10 protein-coding genes are annotated in these 17,345 nt (G+C 64.1%); all 10 read right to left on the reverse strand.

The annotated features are described in order from the left end of the window. Window position 1 precedes the first annotated feature (1 nt). The 10 genes from EM6_RS03605 to EM6_RS03650 all read right to left on the reverse strand — a co-directional run bounded on the left by EM6_RS03605 (window position 2) and on the right by EM6_RS03650 (window position 17,345). A complete protein-coding gene (locus tag EM6_RS03605; RefSeq protein ID WP_126420361.1) occupies window positions 2-733 on the reverse strand; it encodes a phospholipase in 732 nt (243 codons plus the stop codon). Continuing rightward, window positions 730-3,738: a discoidin domain-containing protein gene (locus EM6_RS03610; protein WP_126420362.1), complete on the reverse strand. Its 3,009-nt coding sequence runs from the start codon at window positions 3,736-3,738 to the stop codon at window positions 730-732. Before EM6_RS03610 ends, EM6_RS03605 begins: the two co-directional genes overlap by 4 nt. Further along, a complete protein-coding gene (locus EM6_RS03615; RefSeq protein WP_126420363.1) occupies window positions 3,738-5,159 on the reverse strand; it encodes a glucoamylase family protein in 1,422 nt (473 codons plus the stop codon). The genes EM6_RS03610 and EM6_RS03615 overlap by 1 nt, the downstream gene beginning before the upstream one ends. A gap of 228 nt (window positions 5,160-5,387) precedes the next feature. Beyond that, entirely contained in the window at window positions 5,388-8,273 is a 2,886-nt protein-coding gene (locus tag EM6_RS03620; protein ID WP_232037086.1) for a TonB-dependent receptor, read from the reverse strand. Window positions 8,274-8,350: 77 nt separating this feature from the next. Then, window positions 8,351-9,358, reverse strand: coding sequence for a LacI family DNA-binding transcriptional regulator (locus tag EM6_RS03625; protein WP_126420365.1), 1,008 nt, complete (start codon window positions 9,356-9,358; stop codon window positions 8,351-8,353). Between the two features lie 141 nt (window positions 9,359-9,499). Beyond that, window positions 9,500-11,290 carry a histidine kinase famiy protein gene (locus EM6_RS03630; RefSeq protein WP_126420366.1) on the reverse strand — a complete coding sequence of 597 codons (1,791 nt, stop codon included), beginning with the start codon at window positions 11,288-11,290 and terminating at the stop codon, window positions 9,500-9,502. A 112-nt stretch (window positions 11,291-11,402) separates the two neighbouring features. Further along, on the reverse strand, window positions 11,403-13,151 hold the full coding sequence (locus tag EM6_RS03635; RefSeq protein ID WP_126420367.1) for a hypothetical protein: 1,749 nt from the start codon (window positions 13,149-13,151) through the stop codon (window positions 11,403-11,405). Beyond that, a complete protein-coding gene (locus EM6_RS03640) occupies window positions 13,148-15,256 on the reverse strand; it encodes a DUF4175 family protein (RefSeq protein WP_126420368.1) in 2,109 nt (702 codons plus the stop codon). Before EM6_RS03640 ends, EM6_RS03635 begins: the two co-directional genes overlap by 4 nt. Then, window positions 15,253-16,386 (reverse strand): BatA domain-containing protein, encoded by a 1,134-nt coding sequence (locus EM6_RS03645; protein WP_126420369.1) that lies wholly within the window; start codon window positions 16,384-16,386, stop codon window positions 15,253-15,255. The genes EM6_RS03640 and EM6_RS03645 overlap by 4 nt, the downstream gene beginning before the upstream one ends. Further along, complete coding sequence (locus EM6_RS03650; protein WP_172961117.1) at window positions 16,386-17,345, reverse strand: DUF58 domain-containing protein; 960 nt, start codon at window positions 17,343-17,345, stop codon at window positions 16,386-16,388. The genes EM6_RS03645 and EM6_RS03650 overlap by 1 nt, the downstream gene beginning before the upstream one ends.

Here is a 17,345-nt window from a genome sequence, read left to right on the forward strand (position 1 = left end):
TTCAACGTTTATGTTTGAGCAGCCACGCATAGAGGCTGGGGGTGGCATAGGCGGCGTCCCAGGCATTATGATTGCCGTCGGGATAGAGGGTGTAGTTGACCTCACCGCCACAGGCGCGGACGGCATCGGCAAACTGGTCTTCGGGCTGATAGAGGACGATATCGTCCTTTGCGCCGTGAAAGGCCCACACCGGCACATTTTTCAGGGCGCAGGCTCCGTCGCGATAAAGCGAATCTCCGGACACCGGCGCAATGGCGGCAAAGCGTCGCGGATAGGCAATCGCCCAGTTCCACGTGCCCCGCCCGCCGCGCGACAGGCCGGTCAGGTACAGACGGCTATGGTCGGCAGGCAGGCCTTTCAGGGCCTGGGTCAGCCATTCCTCCAGCGTCACCGGGTTCCATTCGACCTTCTCGCTCAGTTGCGGTGCCAGAATGATGAAGGGCGCCTTGTCCGGGTTGGCGCGGCTATAGGCCCACGGCCCGTGCACCGTCGTCAGTTTAACATCCGTCCCGATCTCCCCCGTGCCGTGCAGGAAGACCAGCACCGGGGCCTTGCCCTTCAGGTTCGACGGCAGAGACTGCATATAACCGATACGGGTGCCGTCTTTCAGCGTCAGGGATTTGGGCGTCTCGCCGCGCGGCTGGTCCGTCGCCGGCAGGCTGGCGCAGGCGGTGAGGGCAAAGAGACTAAGAAACACGACAAGGGCCTTTGAGGGAAACCATGTGAAGATCATGCGCCATCTCCCAGAATAATTTCAGCTTTTGCCGTTTTGATGATCACTTCCCCGTCTCGGAGTGTCACGAGTTTGCCATCCACCCGCACACGGGCATCCCGTCCCATCAGGGAGGAGACGTCAATCACATAGCCTCCGGTCGGTGGGGCATCCGAGTCAATATTGATTTTCAGTCCTGAACCCGCCCTGGTGACCGTCATCGACAGCGTGCCCCACGGCGTGTGCAGCCGCTCCAGCCGCGTCTCCCCAAGCTCGGCCCATTGGGCGTCAAAGCCTGACAAAAGGACCATCTGCGCCGTCTCGGCCCGCTCATAGGCGAACATGTCGAGCGCCACGCGCAAATAGTCGGATTCGACCCAGCCATGCGGCAGGTCACCAATAAACAACGGTTGACGATCAGGGACGGTGACCACCTCCCCCCACTGAAACCACGCTCTGGGGGCCTGATTGGCAAAGAACATCGTGAGCGCCTGACGCGCGCGTTCGGGCTGTTTCAGCCGCAAAAAGGCCCCGACATTGCGCAGTTCGTAGGGCGTATAGCTGTTGGGCGTCTGACGGCGGCGCATCAGAATATCCGTCCAGTAGCGCTCAAAGGTCTGACGCTTCAACGCCTCAGGGATGTCGTCCGTATGCGCGCCGGAGGTGAGCCCCATGGTCGTCGAGGTCGGGTCGAAATCCCCGCGGTCGGCGGCTCCGGCCACCACGTCCTGCCCATAGTGCGCCGCCGTGGCGAGGATCGAGGCTTTCAGGTCACTCGCAAAGGCCTCGCCCTGCGCGGTGAGGCGCGCCGCCTCCGCCGCCTTGCCAAGCGCCTGTGCCGTGACCGCCGCCCCGCGATAGCCTTTCAGGGCCCAGAAATTATCCCAGTAGCTATAGGCCGCCTTGTCCGAATAGCCCTCATGGCTAATCGACGGCGGCATCAGGCCGCGATAGCGCGCCTCGGTTTGCGGCGTCAGATTGGCCTGACGCAGGCCCTCCTGATAGGCGATGGCGGCGGATACCTGCGGCCAGTAGGGCGCGATCTCAGCGGGCGCGACGCCAAAGCGGATCAGTTCTCCGGCCAGCCACGGCAATTGCCCGTTGGAGTCGTTTTCCGGCGTCGGATCGGCCCCGCGCGCATCGACGCAGCACGGCACCTTGCCTGTTTCAAAGCTCATCGGGGCATAGGCCTTGAAATAGGCCAGCGCCTCCCTGTGCAGGCCCATACGCAGCAGGCCTTCGGACATCATGGCCCCGTCGCGTATCCACGACCGGTCGTAAGACCGCGCACCGGGCTTCAGCCAGTCGCCATCGAGCAGGATCAGTTGATAGGCGAGCGCCAGACGCGCGCTGTCGGCAATGGGCGGCGCACCGGCCGGCAGGACAAGCCGGGTATCCCCCAACCGCTGTCGCCAGTCGGCCCTGACGCTTTCGGCCTGTCCTTCGGCCCACTTCACCACATCCCCGGTGATGACCGGGCGCGCCGTCTGCCCGCCCAACGGAAAGGCGACAATGACGCTCTGCGCCTCGCCCGGTGCGAGGTTCAGGTCATAACCAATCACGCCGGACGCCAGACCATCCGTGTCGGAGGCACTGGCCCCCTGCGGCCCGCTCAGGAAGCCCGCTGCCGTAAAATCCTTGGGCGGCGTCAGCAGCCACAGCGGCTGATCATCGACGTTCACCGTATCGCCGTCACGACTAAGGCGACGGATCGGCGCATAGCCCCCCGGCCGCGTCAGGAACTGCGTCGGCGGATTGACCTGCATCGGCTGCACGTGCAGCTCCAGCCGCACCGTCTGCGCCGTGTCGGAGCGCACCTCGTAACGCACCAGCGCATAGGGGGCCTTGCCCTCGCCAAAGGCCAGAGGCGCGACGCGCATCTGAACGCCCTCCCCCTGCCATTCGACCGTCGGCAGCGGCAGGCGTTCGGCGTCCATACCCTGTTTGACCGTGGCCTGCGCCCAGGTCAGACGCTTGCCGCCTACCGTCAGCACGGGCATCAGCGACGGGCGTTCCGGCCCCAGTTCGACCGCCCCGTCTTCGGAAAGCAGCGCCGCCCGCGGGCCGCCATGCGCCACGCCCACCACGGTCCAGTAGGCCTGCTCCGTAAAGCCGCGCGGATAGTCGCCGCGCGGCGCGGTGCGCGCCAGTTCGCTCAGCAGGGCGTTCGGCTTAAGCCCCATCTCAAGCGGCAGCAGGGCGGCCTCATTGAGTTGCCCCTGTCCGTTGATGCGGACATAGCGCGCATCGACCTCACCCAAGGTGACATAGTCCGTCCCGCCGTCGGAGCCCTGCACGCGACGCAATTCGTGGAAAGCGCGCCCGTCGTCGGAGGCAGCCACTGTGTAAAGGGTGGGCACCCGGCCCCAGTCGAGTTTCAACCCGCCAAAAGCCCGCACTCGCGACAGATCAAGCGTCACTGACGCCGCACCGATGCCGGTGCGGGCATCGCCGTCCACCGCCGCCGTCACATCGGCCTTTATAGGCGCTTCGGTCTTCGGTTCCGGAGCCTCGGCGCGCCAGCGGATCGGCCCGACCTCCAGCCAGCCGGAGGCCGCACCCCTGGCGGTCTTGACGACCACGACCTCCATGCGCTTGCCACCCCGGAAGGTGCGATCCTTCGTCGGTCCCCAGGCAAAGTCGATATGACGCGGACGAATGCGCAGCACCGTACCCTGCGGTGTCGGCACAAAGGCCGGGCGCGTCACCCACCACACATTGTCGCCGGAGGCATCAGTGAACTTGATCTGAAGATCATTACCCGCCCCCTCACCCTTTACCGGGATGTCGATGACGAAGTTATCGGGGACCGCAAAGTCGAGTCCATGCACCATAAAGGCATAGCCGGCCCCTTTGAACCCATAGTCCAGCCGGGCAGTGTCGCCGCCTCTGGCCTTTGAGGTCACGCTTTCGGAGGCCCCCGCAGTCCACGGCGTCGGCGCGATCAGGGCGGTTTGCGCCGCCACAGGCGTCGCCAGCAGCCCGGCGGCCAGTATCAGCGCCCCTATGGACAGATGACGACGCATCAGGCTACCGCCTCAAACCCGGCCAGTTTCAGGCCGCGCTGAAGCGGCGCGCAGCCCTTCATCAGCCGCCAGAACAGGCCTGTGCGCAGGTTTTCGATACTGCACAGGATCGGCCCCTGGTCTATGCCGATATAGTCGTTGGACACCCAGCCGGCGCGTTGGGTCTGATGGCCTTCGCGCGACGGATAGTCGGTCACAAAGGTCGGGTTGAAGCTATCGAAAAAGCCATAGTGGCCATAGATATCCGAGCCGTAGCGCGCCTGCATGGCCCTGGCGGCGGCCAGAGATTCCACCGGCGTGAACATGATAGAGCCCAGCGCGGCGGTGGGCGCAATCGTGCCATCGTCGAACGGGTGCAGATCGCCCGGCCCGCGCGCCGAATAGCTGCGGAATTGCCGCTCGACGCCGTCGATCACCAGCTTGACATCCGCCGGGCCGTCGCACGCCGTAAAGCCCCAGATGTCCGGGCCATAGTCTCTGAACCCCATGGGGTTCTGAATGGCATAGTTGCGCTGGGCCAGCGTGGCACGGCGGGAATTTTCAAAATAATCCAGACCTTTGGCGCGCATATAGGCGTCGGCTATGCCGCGATAGTCGATCCAGACGTGGTTATACTGATGGCCGAACAAAGCGTGGAAGCCCAGATGCGGCTCTCCGTGATTGGGGCCAAAGGTCTCATCATAGGTCGAGCACCACACCTGATAGGCCTTTGGGTCAATCGGGTGGGTCGGTGAGGCCATAGCCAGCAGATAGACCATCATCCCTTCGTTATAGCCGCGCCATTCGGCCTTGATGAAGCCATCTTCGGGGTGCCAGCCCATGGTCTGCCGCCCTGACGGGCGCATCATGAAGGTCCAGTCCACGCGCTCATAAAGGGCGGTGGACAGGCGGCGGATATCGCGTTCAACAGGCGTATCGCGGTCGAAATACTGCCCGGCGCACAGGGCCCCCATCAGCAGAAGCGAGGTGTCGATGGACGACAGTTCGCAGGTCTTATAGCGCGTGCCGTCTTCGAAACGCAGGAAGTGATAGAAATAGCCCTTATAGCCCGCCGTGCCCGAAGCGGCCTCGCCCTGCGGCAGGTTATACAGGAAATTCAGGGTGTTAAAGGTACGCTCCGCCGCCTGTTCGCGGCGGATATAGCCGGACTCCGCGCCGATAATATAGGCGTTGAAGGCAAAGCCGATGGCCGCCACCGACGAAAAGGTGCGCGTGGGCCAGCGATCCGGCGTCAGGCCGGTACGGTGATCGGTCACGTCCCAGAAGAACTGAAACGTCCGCCGGTGCAGATCGCTCAGGAGAGGGTCATGGCCCGGCGCGCCTGAAGGAAAAGGCAGAGATGCACAGGCCCCCAGCGGCAACAGGCTAAGGCCAAAAAGACCCTGACCAAAGGCGCGGCGGGACGGATGTGACAAGGTCATAAAAACTCCCTTCGACACGGTGTCTGCGGGTGACACCGACGGTCCCTCAGGGACACCCAAAAAAAACCGGGGGCTCCAAACGGGAGGAAAAGCCCCCGGTATAAGGCAAGTCAGCGCCGCATAAGCCGAGGAAGTGAGGCTGGCGGGCAGATGTCCGGCGGCGCGTCAGGGGATGAGACACCGCTGGGCATGGGGAGCGGCGCGGCGGAAACCACCGCGCCGAAAGCGTTACCACTTATAGGTCAGGCCCACTTGGAAGGAGCGCGACGGACCGATCTGAGCGTTATCGTCGGGACGGAAGGACGCGCCCATGCCGTTATTGAAGCCACCGGTCCAGCCGGAGTAGCGATAATTGATCGTATCGAACAGGTTGTAGACCTGCCCATCCAGAGTGACGACATTACCGTTCGGCAGGTTGAAGTCCTTGGAGATGCGCAAATCCACCTGACGGAAATCACGCTTCGGGAAGAAGGCCGCATCAATGATGCGCAACGCCGGGCCCGTATCGTCGATGGAGGCAAAGGGCACACCCGAAGCGCGGGTCGCGATCGCAGAAATACGCGTATCCCACGGCCCTGAGACGATGAAGGTCCCGACGAAGCGCCACTTGTCAACGCCCTCCGCCGCGTGCCACCCGGTGTCGCGGGGATTGGCGTAGTCAAAGATGAACTGATCATTGTGACCCGTCATCTTGGCATCCGTCATGGTCAGGGTGGCGGAGAAGCCGTACTTCGTGGCTGGCGTCCACGCCTTGTCAGCGGTCAGGTAAATCGCGTTATACTTGGCCTCGCGGTCGCTGACCGAGACGATAATGTTGCCATAACCCGGTGCACCGTTGGCCTCACCCCAGGGCTGGCAGGCATATTGTGAGCCAAACTGGCACCATGACCCGTCGGCACGGCGGTTACCGAGCACGTAGTTGAAAAGATTCTTTGACTTGATGTGCGATACCGAAGCCGAGGTGTTCACATCGCCGAAGCGTTTACGAACGCCAAGATTGAACTGATCGGAATAGGGAACCTTCACATCGTTGTTGAGCAGAATCAACTCGCCCTTGAGGTTCTTCGCCGCCGCAAGATCGACCAGCGCCTGCGGATTGCCGAAATAGCTGGGGTTCCACGGGGTCGTGCTGTTGAAGTCGATCTGCGCCACGTAAAGGCGGGTGCGGCGTTCTTCCAGTTGTGCCGAGTCAAAAATGTTGCGGTCATAATAGCGACCGGCACCACCAAAGATGACCAGATCACGGTCGCCATTGACGTCATAGGCAAAGCCCAGACGCGGCTGGAAGGCACCCTTGAACGATTCACGGTTGGAACCGGTCGAGATATAGTCGTTGACGTTAAAGGCCTTGTTGAAACCGACAGCGGCCTTGAGCGCCGTGACAGCGGCCTGAGGCGTGACGTACTTGTTGTTGAGCATATTGTCTTCGTAATCCCAGCGCAGGCCGAGATTGAAGGTCCAGTGCTCATCCAGCGTCCAGTCGTCCTGAATATACAGGCCGTACTGCATGTTCTCAGACGTGATGCGCGGGTCCCCCGACGCAATCTTCACCGCATACGGCGTGTTGGTGCCGCCCAGCGTGTAGGTAGCCGCATTATAGAAGTATTCCGGGTTCAGACGGCGGTCATTTTCTTCGGCGACGTATTCGTACTTGGCCACCTTGATGCCGGCCTTGATAACGTGCGTGCCGTTCCATTCCACACCCGAAAAGGTGATGTCATTCTTGAAGGTCGTGTTTTTCTGCGACTTTTCCTGCGAATAGGGCACGCCCCCAAAAGTGGCGCGGACATCGCCGATATTGGTGCCGTTCGTCAGGGTAATGGCCGGCGTCGTCGTCAAGGGGCTGTTGCGCCACTGAACATCCTGATAGTCCAGCGACATCTCGTTGAGGACATTGCCACTGCGCATCTTCCACTTCAGCGTGGCACCCTGAATCTGCTGATTGAGCGTATTGCCACGTGTCTGCGCCGTGGCGCCGCCAAAACCACGCACATCGTCTTCCTTACGATCGCGCACGATCAGATCGACTGTGTTGTTTTCATCGACAAACCACGTCAGTTTGCCGAACCACATGTCCTGCTTGAAGTCCTTCGGGAAGCTGCCGTTGTAGGCCAAGGCCAGGGCTGAGGCGAGCGCCGTATTGCCGCCCAGACGGTCAGCGGCCGGCATGGTGACGGCGTCGGTCGGACGCGAGTCTTTGCGGCCTTCATAGGACACGTAGACGTGCAACTTGTCGCGGATGATCGGGCCGCCGATGTCGAACCCGTATTCTTCGTTCTTGTAGTCTTTCTTTTCGCCCGTCTCATAATAGGGCTGACCGATCATGTCCTTGGTTTGAAGCGTGCCAAACACCGTCCCGTGGAATTCGGTGCCGCCGGTCTTGGTAACGGCGGTGATGATGGCCGAACCGGCCTGCTCATATTCGGCCTTGAAGTTCTGGGTCGAAACCTTGAACTCCTGCACGGCCAGTTGCGGGAACGGGTTGCCGCGCGAGGCGTCCTGCCCTGCGACACCGCCTTGCAGCACCTGATTCTTCTGGCTCATGCCGTCAATAAAGACGTTGACCTGATTGGCGCTGGTGGCGCCGGCCTGAAAGGTCTTGCGCTCGGGGTCATTCGAAACCGAAACGCCGGGGGCCAGAGCGGCAAAGTTGAGGAAGTTGCGGCCATTCTGCGGCAGGTTTTCGATCTGGGCGCGCGAAATGGAGGTGGAGACTTCCGACTGACGCGGATTGTTGCGGCGCGAGGCGACGACGGTGACTTCCTGCACCGGCGCTTCGGCGGTGGCGAGATCGGTATCGACTTCGATCGTTTGGCCGACGGGCAGTACGGCCTGCTCGGTGCGCGTTGTGCCGTCCGGTGCGCGGAAGGTGACCGTATAGGTGCCCGGACGCAGACCGACGATCACGTAGCGGCCATCGGCACGCACGGTGGCGGTAGCCTTGGCCCCCGTATTGGCGTCAGTCGCGGTGACCACCGTCCCCGCCGGAGCCGCCGAAACGCGGCCCTGAAGCGTGGCGTCGGATTCCGCGGCGAAGGCCGGGGCCGCCATGACGAGGGCGGCCGCCAGGGCGAGGCCCGAAACACCGAGGCTCAGGCCCCGCGTGCGAGACATATGAAGCATATCCTGTTCTCCCAAAGAACTGTTTTATTTGTATAAAACGCGATACTCGCAGCGTTTGCAGAAACGCTTTAACGGCGGCGGCTGGACGCCCGCACCACCAGTTCTGGCCGCACGATCAGGCTGGCGGCCGAGGCCGAAGCCTCCGCTGAACCCCGCTCGATCAGGGCGGAAAGCAGCTCAAGACTGCGCCGGCCGATGTCGAAGACTCCGGCGCGCAGGGTTGAAATGGGCGGCGAGGCGTAGCGCGTCACCGGTATGTCGTCGAAACCGATGATGGCGATATCGTCCGGAATCGACACGCCTGCCTCACGCAGGCCCAGGGTTGCCCCCAGCGCCATCATGTCATTGGCGGCAAACAGGCCGTCGGGCATCTGTTCCTGCGCCAGAAGGGTCTGCACGGCGGCATAACCCGCAGCATCGGTAAAATCGCCAGGCAGCACCTGCGGCGACAGCCCCGCCTCTTTCAGACCATCGAGATAGCCGCGCAGGCGGTCCTGCGCCTCCAGATTGCTCTCCGGCCCGGCAATGTGCGCGATGCGGCGACAGCCCTGTTCGTGCAGGTGGCGCACGGCCTCCAGCGCCCCAAAATAGTTGTCAACGACAAGGCTCGGCAGATCGGCCTGACCGCCCACCCCGCCCATCATGACCAGCGGCAGGTTGAACGGCAGCTTACCCGACAGGTCGTCGGCCTCAGCATAAGGAGCCATGACCAGCAGACCATCAACGCGACCGGCCATGGCGCGCGCCGCCTTGACGGCTTCTTTCACGTCGCCGTGCGATCCCGACACCAGAATGTGCAGACCGCTGGCGCGCGCACCGACATCAATGCCGCGGATGATCTCCGAAAAGAACTCGCCATAGATATCCGGCAGGATGACGCCGATGGTATTGGTGCGGCTCATGGCCAGAGCCCGCGCCGCGCCGTGCGGCACGTATTTCAGCTTGCCGGCAGCCGCCAGAACGCGCTCACGCACCTCTTCGGTGACGTTGTCGAGGCCATTAATGGCGCGTGAGGCCGAGGCGATGGACACCCCCGCCGCCTTGGCTACGTCATTGAGCGTTACACTTGCCGCCATGAAAGTCTGTACCCTGTTATCCTATGTAAGCGCTTACAGCGTCGTTTGGCGTTGTGTAAGCGCTTACAACAGCGCTGTCAATTCATCATGTAAGCGCTTACAAAAGGTGCGACATTCGCGCCACACTCCGAAAAGAGCCGGTCAGCCCCCGTGATCGTCCTTGCGATTCAGCACGCCGCGCACCCGCGTGGACAGTTCGTCGGGCATGTAGGGTTTGTAGATGGTTTCAAACTCACGCGCATTGGTGTGGCCGTGCACATCGTCGGCAAAGCCCGTGGTAATCAGGATCGGCAGGTCGGAAAACAACTGCCGCACCTCCTTGGCCAAGGCGACGCCGTTCATCTTGCCCGGCATGACGATGTCGGTGAACAGAAGGTCCACCCCATCCGGCCCTTTGAGATAATCGAGGGCCGCCGAAGCGTTTTCGCGCGCCACCACCTCATAGCCATCGGCCTCCAGTATCGCGCAGGCCAGTTCGCGCACTTCGCGATTATCCTCGACCAAAAGCACGCGCTCGCCCTTGCCCCGCGTCTGAGAGGTGCGCTCAGGCACCAGAGCCTTGTCATCGGCGCCCGACACCACCGGGAAATAGAGGTGGATCGTGGCGCCCTGACCCGGCGTGCTATCGACCTCAAAGCCGCCATCAGATTGCTTCACGAAGCCATAGACCTGAGCCAGCCCCAACCCCGTCCCCTTGCCCACCTCCTTGGTGGTGAAAAAGGGTTCGGTGATGCGGCTCAACACTTCCGGCGGCATCCCTTCGCCGGTGTCGCTGACCGACAATTCGACCTGATCGCCCTCCGGTCCGGAGCGGTTGGCGGTGCGAATCGTCACGCGCCCCCCTTCGGGCATGGCGTCGCGAGCATTGGCGAGAATATTGATCAGCGCCATTTCAAGCTGCACCGTATCAATACGGGCATTGGCCAGATCAGGATCCAGATCAAGCTCGATCTCGATAAAGCTGCCCAGGGTACGCGACAGCAGGTCGTTCAACTCACTAACCACGCGGTTGAGGTTGACGACGCGCGCCTCCAGCGGCTGCTTGCGCGAAAAGGCCAGCAATTGCTGAGTCAGGACGCGCGCCTTTTGCGCCGCCTGCATCACCGCCTCGTGGTAGCGATTGAGCTTGTCCGGCTGCTCCGTGACGGTGCGCGCCATCTGAAGATTGCCGATGATCACCTGAAGCAGGTTGTTGAAATCGTGGGCAATACCGCCGGTCAGTTGGCCGATGGCCTCCATCTTCTGCGCCCGGCGCAGCGCCATTTCCGCTTCACGCCGACGGGTGACATCGAGCTGCGAGCCGAAATAATAGAGCAGCTTGCCGTCGCGGTCGAAGATCGGACTGACGAACAGCGCGTTCCAGAAGGCCGTGCCGTCCTTGCGGAAATTCTGGATTTCCACCGCAATGTCGGTGCGGTCGCGGATGGCGCGGCTGAGGTTGGCGATCATTTGGGGGTCGGTCCCCTCGCCCTGGAGAAAGCGACAGTTACGCCCCAGCACCTCATCCATCTGGTAGCCTGTGGTGTTGAGGAAGGCCTGATTGGCAAAGACGATGGGGTTGTCGGGCCGGTTGGGATCGGTGACGATCATCGGCATCCGCGTCATTTCGATCGCGGCAAAAAACAGGTCGTGGCGGTCGCTCGACCCCACGACGCCGTGGCGGGCCGCTATGCGTACAGGCGAATCCGAAATATCGCCTTCGGTGTCGCGCCTATCCGCATGTGCCAGCTTTTCGAACACAAAGCTCTGAACGTTTTCCAGACTTTGCAACGCTGTCTCGGCAATACGCAGGCTTTTCGGGTCGTCCTTGTGCCGCATCTGCATCAGTTGCAGGCTGCCCTTGGCCGCACCGAACATATTGTTCAGATCATGCAGGGTCTGACGGTCTAAACCGGCGTGGGGCGCGTTTTTGGGGGTATGATCGTCCGACATATATCCATCCGCCGGACTCCAAACAAATCCGGGCGTTACACTTCTTCCAGTGTTCCGTTCTGACCGGATGGAGATAAGGAAAAAATATGAGTCGCGGCTGCTGAGATGTGGATCAGGGCAGAGGACGACGGCTTCGTTCCACTGCCCACAACACACCACTGACCAGAAGCCACCCGAGGAACCATGGCCAGGCGGTACCACGACGGCCCTCGCCGTTTGTCTCTGCCGGTCGCGCGTCGTCAGCCACCAGCGCCTGAGTGGCTTCGCGCGCCTCCAGCGCCTGCACGCCCGGCAAGGCCTTGTCCGAAAGGACGTGGAAAGGCACGGCCTGCACCGTATCCGAGGTCGTCACACGCAGCACATGCCAGCCGGCCTGTGTGGACCAGACGGCCGCGCAACGCGCCTCCCCCGTGGCCGTATCGACGACGGGGTGGCTAACGCCGCCTTGCGGGTCCAGCACCTCAGCCGCGCCGCTCAGGCCGCACAGGCTGACGCGCTGATGCACACGGGCATGGCTCACGGTCGGCAGGGCCGCGGTTGAACGGCGAACCAGAGTCGAGAAAAGACCGCTCCACAGGGCCTGATGCCGCCCGGCCTCGCCGCTGAGCGTCAGGGCGAAACTGTCGGTCACGCTCCACAGGCCGACCCGCCCACGCCCTTCGGCCCGCCACAATCCCAACGACTGCCCTTTATTGTCCACGGCCAGTGGCACCGCATCGGCGCTGTCGAGGCGCAGGTTGAGCCGCGTCACGGTGGGGGCCTTGTCCTTACTGCCCGAGGGCACGGGCAGGGTCACCGTCTCCGGATCACCGGTGCCGCTGAGCCGCAGGCCCAGCGCGGCCCACTGGGCGCGCGTCGCCTCCGACGGCAGGGCTGTGGGCCGCAGCAACAGGCCCATACCGCCGCGCACAGCGCTGATCACCGCCGCCCGCCCGCCATCGCCCAATCCGTCCCACCCACGCTCATCTATGACCAGCAGATCGGTCTGGCTCAGCGTGGCGGCATTCAGGGGCTGCGGCGCATCGCCCGCCGCCACACCGCCGCCCAGCGCGAATTGCGCCTGCATGTCGATACCGGCATCGGCGGCCCAGCGGCGCAGATATTTGATCTCCGGCCCCGGCGCGCCGCCAATCACCCGCACCCGCGCCGTCAGCGCCTCATCGACCCACACCGGCGCTTCGGCGGTTTCCACCACAGCTTTTGTGGCATCACGCACCCGCACAGAGAAAGACACCGGCCCTGCCGCCTTGGCCGTGCCCGTGAGGACGGCCAGACCGCTGGCATCCGGCGTTTGCGTATCGACCACCGCGCCCGCCGGATCGAGCAGTTCGACCAAGCCCCCCTTCACCCCATTGACCGTCACGCCGATCTGAAACGCGCCACCGGGGGCCACCCGCTCCGGCGTATCGAGGCGCACCACGCCGCGCGGCAGGGCTGATGGCACAAAACGCAAGGCTCGCCCTTCGACTGCCGGGCGGTCGCGCGGCGTCAGCCCTTCACCGACTACGGTCAGCCGCGTCGCTTCGGGGTGCAGACGCAACGCTGTGGCCAGATCGGGCACGCGCTCAGCCCCCGGCACATGCGCTTCCGGCAAGGCGACGACGCGGTCGCCCGCCTGCGCATCGACGGCCTGCGCCCCGCGCGTGGCAACGATCAGCGTGCCGGGCGCAGCGGCCAGACGCGGCGGAAACAGGGTCAGATACAGCAACAGCGCCGACAGCGGCGTCAGGGCCAGAAGGATCACAAGCCGCGGCAGGGAGCGTTCGGCCGCCTCGGCCTTTCGCCACCACAGACCCAGCCGTGCCGTGGATAAAACCACGGCAGCCAGAAGCATCAAAGCCACGATCACAGACGGGGTCATCTCGGTCGCTCCAGGGCATCCAGATAACGGCCACCGGACGCCGTCACCGCTGGGCTGCGCGTGACACCGGCGGGCGGGCGGGTCAGGACGCGCCACAACTGCCCCCGCAGCGTCTGACGGCACGCGGCACAGCCGGGATCGGCGCGCACCGCCTCGACCGCCGCCAGCAGCGACAGCGGATCGCTGACCCGGCCTTCATTGGCACGCAGCCAGCGATCGAGCGCCTCCAGCGGCAGATCGGTCTTTGCCCCCGGTGCCTCGCCCAGAGCCGTCCACAGGGCCACGACGGGGGCATCGGGCGACGGGGCCGCCGTCACCGCGAAGGGCACGGGCGCAATGCCCTCACGCTTGCCCGTCATGCGGCGGTTGTTGTCGATGGGCGGCAGTTCCGGCCCGACGCGCGACAGGAAGATGCGCGTCGCCTGCTGCACCTCCTTGATGTAGCCCAGCGCCTTGTAGGCGTGCGGTAGGGCGGTTTGCGGATTCCCCTGTCGCAAATGCAGTTCCGACTGCCACATCTCATCCAGCGCCTTTTTCAGCGTGGCGCGCGTTTCCGGATCGAGGAGGGTCGCCGCTTCGGGCTCATCGTGCGTATGGCCGTACTCCGCCGTCACATTGCCACCATCGCCAAACACCGGTGCGGCATCGGGTTTGGCGGCCTGCCCCCCATGATCATGTCCCCCATGATCGTGGCCGTCGTTTTCGGAATGCCCCTCTTCAAGGCCCGGCGGGGCTTCGCGTTCGCCCTCGGCCTCTTCGCCCAGAAACTGCCCGTAGCGCAGGCGCAGCAGGCGCTGATCGACGCCTATGGAGTCCGAGCGGCTGAGGAAGGTATCGGGTTTGAGGCGCGGCTTCTCCTTCAGCAGGGCTTCGATGTCGATAATGATCTGCCTCTGGCTGCGGAAATAGGCCGGCAGGGTCTGGCGCGCCAGCGCCTCCAGCCCCGTGCTTTCGGCCCCCAGATCGGACGGCCAGCGCAGGATCAGGCTGGGGGAGCGCGCCTCCTGCGGCGACGGGGCGCGATTGTCGTGCACGGTCAGTTGCACGATCAGGTCGTCGCCCACGGCAAAACCGAGTGATTTGAGGTCGAGCCGCGTGGCAAAGCGCTTATCCGCCGCGCCGCCCGTGCCGCTTAGGGACATCGTCCGCTCGCGGAAGGTAATGTTTTCGCCCTGCCCCTGCGCCTGAATGATGCGCAGTTCGGCGGTGGGGGCTACGCCGTAATCATCGCTGGCGGCAAAGACCAGCGGCCACTGGGTCTGGCCCGGCGTGACCAGAGTCAGGGCGCGATCGGGCAGCACGGCCTCGACCTTTGGCGGCGCATCGGGGGTGACTTCCAGCCGGTGCAGCGGTTGCGGCGGCATACCATCGGCAGCAAGGCGATAGAGCCGCGACCGCTCCGCGCTCAGGGTAGCGGTCCATGCGCTGCCATCGCGGCGCAGGGCCACGCTCTGACCATCGTGGAAGACCAGCCGCACATTGGCAGCGTCCGGCGCAAAGCGCAGTCGCCAAGTCAGCCGGGTGTTTTGCGGCACCTTGAGATCGAGTGTCGTTTCCTTATGCGCCGCCTGCCGGGTATAGGCGGGTGGGGTGACGGTGACCTCGGCGGAGATCAGTTTGGGCGCGCCCGCTTCAGCGTGTCTGGACGCATCCGGCGTCACGCGAATTTGCGGCCACCAGACAAGCGTCGCCGTCAGGGCAGCGATGGACAGCCCCGCCGCCAGTGAAAACCCCAGCGGCTTCCAGCGCCAGGGGGGCGTCAGCACCGCCGGAGACGGCAGACGCTCAATCAGGCGTTGCCGTTGCAGGGCCTGCAAGGGATTGAGGTCTTCGGCGGGCGCAAATAACAGATCGGCACTGTCTTCCATATCCACGCGGCGAGCATTGAGCGCCGCAATCACCCACGCGCGGTCAAAGCGCTGCAATCGCCAGACCGCCAGCCCGAAGGCGACGAACAGGCCGAGGCACAGGGCCATCAAAAGCCCCACCTCTGCGCCTACGGCCCAACCCGCAAAGGCCGCCGCAGCGATCAGCGGCAGGGCCGTCAGCCCGTCGTTCAACAGGCTGCGCAAACGCGCCGGGCCGGTAAAGCGCTGAGGCGTCATGGCGCGGCCCTCCTTCGGGCGGCGGTGGCCAGCAGGCGCTCAACCCCGAACAAAATAGCCACCAACAGGGCCAGCCACGGCGTCAATTCCTCAGACGGGCGGGTGAAAATAGAGCGCCCCACGACCGGGATCAGGTCGCGCGCCTCGACACGCGCCGGTGACGGCGGCGGACTAAGGACGGCGGCCAGTTGATCCGGAAAGGTCGGCTCTAGCAATTCCGGAAAAACCGCCGGATTCAGAGGCCGCGTCAGGCGCAGCCACTGTCCCCGCCCCTCGCCCTGCGCCTCCATCAACGGTGCGCCGGTGGCATCGCGCCACACGACACGCCGCTGCGGTGACGCGGGCAAGACCGTCTGCGCCCCCACGAGGACCGTTCCGCCGGATTTAACGCGCGCCGTAACCGGAGGCGGGACGTCACCTCTGCCCAGCCACACCAAAACCCGATCTTTCGGCGGCAGGGCAGCATCCGCACCGGCGGCTTCGAACGGCGTCTGCCAAGCGGCAGACACGGCGCGGAACCAGCGCACATCGGCGGCGCGGTCCGGCGCATAGCGCACGCTGAGAACGGGCAGTTTCGTCGCCGTCGCCTGAGCGGCGGGCATGGCCCCGGCCACGATGCGCCAATCGACGGTGCGGCTGAGTATCGGACGCTCGGCGTCCACCCCTTGCAGGGTTTGCGGCACCACCACGGTCAGCTTTACCCCTTGCGGCAGTTGCGCATCCAGTTCACGCAGCAGGCTGTTGAACGATGCGGTCGTTTGCGGTGCCGGACGCTCGGTCGATGGGAAACCGGGTGCCAGCCAGTGCAGTTGCACCTCATCATCGCCTTCGCGCACCGTCGCCAGATCGAGACCCGGCGTCACGGCAATGAAAGGCCGCTCGCTCATCTGCGCGGTCAGAACCGGCCGCGCCAACAGCAGGGCCAGCATCGCGATCAGCAGCAGCCGCACCAGCAACAGCGGCCATTCGCTGAACCGAATACGCTGGCGCGGTTTGGGGCGCGGATCGAGCCAGCGCAGGGCGGCGAAGACCACCGGACGCAGCTCGTCACGCCGCATCAGGTGGATGACCAGCGGCATGACCACGGCCAGCAGGGCCGCCAAACCTAACGGGAACAGAAGCGCGGGCATCAGGCCGTCTCCTTTCCTGATGGCTTTTGGCCAAAGAGTCGCCACAACGGTGCATCCACCGGCTCATCCAGCCAGTAGTGCGTGTGCCGCACCCCCGCCGCGAACAGCCGCGCCTCAAAGGCCTGACGGGCGGCGGCAAAGCGCTTGAGGAAATCAGCACGCAGGGCCTTGCCGTCGCCCAGCACCTCAGCCCCGCCTTCCGGATCATCGAAACGATAACCGCCCTGAAACGAAAAATCGCGCTCCTCTACGGTCAGGGTCTGCACCATCAGCACATCGCGCCCGGCCGCCGACAGGCGCGTCATCAACTCAGCGCAGCCCTCGTCAAAGCCGTCGCTGAACACCATAACCATGTCCTGCGCGCGGATGCGGCCCCACACCGGCGACAACTGCGCCAGCGACGGAAACCCGCCCTCGGGCTTCAATTTGAATAGCTCCAGCCGCAGCCGGTCGCGCGCCTTCAGCCCCGCCGCAGCCTCGACCACCGCCACGCCGCGATCGCTGAGGGCGATCAGGCCAAAGGCATCCCCCTGACGCAGGGCCAGTTCGCCGACACAGGCCGCCATAGTCTTCGCCGCCTCAAGGCGGCTCCAACCGGGTTTGAGGGCTTTTTGAGTGGTCGCATTTCCGGGCGAAAAACCGGTACCCACTTTTTCTGGAAATGCGCCGTCGGTCTGTCCCATCGAGGCCGACAGGTCGAGGACCATCCATACCCGCAGTGGGCTTTCGCGCTCGGATTCACGCACGAAAAACTTGTCAGAGCGCGCATAGAGCTTCCAGTCGATCTGACGCAGTTCGTCGCCCGGCTCATAGGCGCGGTATTGCGCAAACTCCAGCCCCGCCCCGCGCGAACGCGACGCGTGCAGCCCGATCCCCGACGCCCCGGACGCGCGGCGCGCGAACAGGCGCAGGCCTTTCAGCCTGTGGCGCACCTCCGGAGGGATCGGGTCATACACCAT

The sequence above is a fragment of the Asticcacaulis excentricus genome (assembly GCF_003966695.1).
Classification (GTDB): domain Bacteria; phylum Pseudomonadota; class Alphaproteobacteria; order Caulobacterales; family Caulobacteraceae; genus Asticcacaulis; species Asticcacaulis excentricus_A.

Excerpts from the sequence above, each read along its gene's own strand:
- EM6_RS03605 (WP_126420361.1), bottom strand. The coding sequence starts at position 733 with ATGATCTTCACATGGTTTCCCTCAAAGGCCCTTGTCGTGTTTCTTAGT.
- EM6_RS03610 (WP_126420362.1), bottom strand. The coding sequence starts at position 3,738 with ATGCGTCGTCATCTGTCCATAGGGGCGCTGATACTGGCCGCCGGGCTG.
- EM6_RS03615 (WP_126420363.1), bottom strand. The coding sequence starts at position 5,159 with ATGACCTTGTCACATCCGTCCCGCCGCGCCTTTGGTCAGGGTCTTTTT.
- EM6_RS03620 (WP_232037086.1), bottom strand. The coding sequence starts at position 8,273 with ATGTCTCGCACGCGGGGCCTGAGCCTCGGTGTTTCGGGCCTCGCCCTG.
- EM6_RS03625 (WP_126420365.1), bottom strand. The coding sequence starts at position 9,358 with ATGGCGGCAAGTGTAACGCTCAATGACGTAGCCAAGGCGGCGGGGGTG.
- EM6_RS03630 (WP_126420366.1), bottom strand. The coding sequence starts at position 11,290 with ATGTCGGACGATCATACCCCCAAAAACGCGCCCCACGCCGGTTTAGAC.
- EM6_RS03635 (WP_126420367.1), bottom strand. The coding sequence starts at position 13,151 with ATGACCCCGTCTGTGATCGTGGCTTTGATGCTTCTGGCTGCCGTGGTT.
- EM6_RS03640 (WP_126420368.1), bottom strand. The coding sequence starts at position 15,256 with ATGACGCCTCAGCGCTTTACCGGCCCGGCGCGTTTGCGCAGCCTGTTG.
- EM6_RS03645 (WP_126420369.1), bottom strand. The coding sequence starts at position 16,386 with ATGCCCGCGCTTCTGTTCCCGTTAGGTTTGGCGGCCCTGCTGGCCGTG.
- EM6_RS03650 (WP_172961117.1), bottom strand. The coding sequence starts at position 17,345 with ATGGTGTATGACCCGATCCCTCCGGAGGTGCGCCACAGGCTGAAAGGC.